At 64.0% G+C, this 1,217-nt stretch carries 2 protein-coding genes; one reads left to right on the forward strand and one right to left on the reverse strand.

Annotated elements, in window-relative coordinates:
* Nucleotides 1-418 (reverse strand): YafY family protein (locus tag EN750_RS35125; protein ID WP_145968232.1); only part of this gene is annotated, 418 nt, incomplete at its 3' end.
* 130 nt (nucleotides 419-548) lie between these two features.
* Between EN750_RS35125 and EN750_RS35130 the strand changes: the two genes are divergently transcribed.
* Nucleotides 549-1,184 carry a LysE family translocator gene (locus EN750_RS35130; RefSeq protein WP_127399335.1) on the forward strand — a complete coding sequence of 212 codons (636 nt, stop codon included), beginning with the start codon at nucleotides 549-551 and terminating at the stop codon, nucleotides 1,182-1,184.
* Nucleotides 1,185-1,217: the final 33 nt, after the last annotated feature.

The raw sequence follows: 1,217 nt of genomic DNA on the forward strand, positions 1-1,217 counted from the left end.
GCGCCAGGTCGATCGCGCCGGTCGAGGGCGCAGCGAATCCCCACGCATGCAGCGCATTGGCGTCGAATGCCTGCCGCAAGGGTGGCGGCACCGCGCCGGCGATCTTGGCGCTGACGCGCTTGGCCGCTTGCTTGAGTTCGCTGTCGCCCGTGCGCTCCAGCAGCGCCAGCGACAGGACGATCGCCTCCATCTCCTCGATCGAGAACATCAGCGGCGGCAGGTCGAAGCCGGGGCGCAGGATATAGCCGATGCCGCGGCCCCCTTCGATAGGCACGCGCATCGCCTGCAGCGCTGCGATGTCGCGATAGATCGAGCGCACCGTCACTTCCAGCCGCTCGGCAATCGTTGCCGCCGTCACCGGCTGCCGCGCCAGCCGCACGATCTGGATGATCTCGAACAGGCGTGAGGCCTTGCGCATTTTTTACCCCAGGTTGCGCGCCCAACTGACACAGCATTGTCAGTTGGGCTGACCTATAGGAGCGCCTATCGAATTGAAAATCAACAGGTTCCGCTGCGGTTTTGGCGGAGCGAGGCGGCAGGCAACTGACATGGGCTATGCGGAAAACCTCTGGCTTTTCTTTATCCTGCTGTTCGGCATCATCGCCGTTCCGGGCATGGACATGCTCTTCGTGCTTGCCAATGCACTGACTGGCGGGCGCGACAGGGGCCTGGCAGCGACCGGCGGCATCATGGTCGGCGGCATGGTGCACACGCTGAACGGCGCCATCGGCGTCGGCCTGCTGATGCATTTCGTGCCGATCCTGTTCAAGCCGCTGCTGCTTGCCGGCGCCGCCTACATGGCCTTTATCGGCATCACGCTGATGCGCAGTTCCATCACTGTCGGCCAGGACGGACCCACCGGCAGCCGTTCCGCATGGAAGGCTTTTCGCCAGGGTTTTGTGACCTGCCTGATCAACCCGAAGGCATACCTGTTCGTGCTTGCCGTCTACCCGCAGTTCCTGAAACCGGACTACGGTCCGATCTGGATGCAGGCGACGATCATGGGCCTGCTGACCGTGGTGACGCAGGCTGCGATCTATGGCGGGCTGGCGATCACGGCCGGCCGCAGCCGCAACCTTCTGATCGCCAATCCGCGGGCCACCATTTTTGCCGGCCGGGCGGCCGGACTGCTGCTCTTTGCCGTGTCGGTGTTCACGGCATGGGAGGGACTGAGAGCGGCGTAGGGATTTCTTGCGAAGAAGACCCCACCCCTAACC

Source organism: Mesorhizobium sp. M7A.F.Ca.ET.027.03.2.1 (assembly GCF_003999175.1).
Lineage (GTDB): Bacteria > Pseudomonadota > Alphaproteobacteria > Rhizobiales > Rhizobiaceae > Mesorhizobium.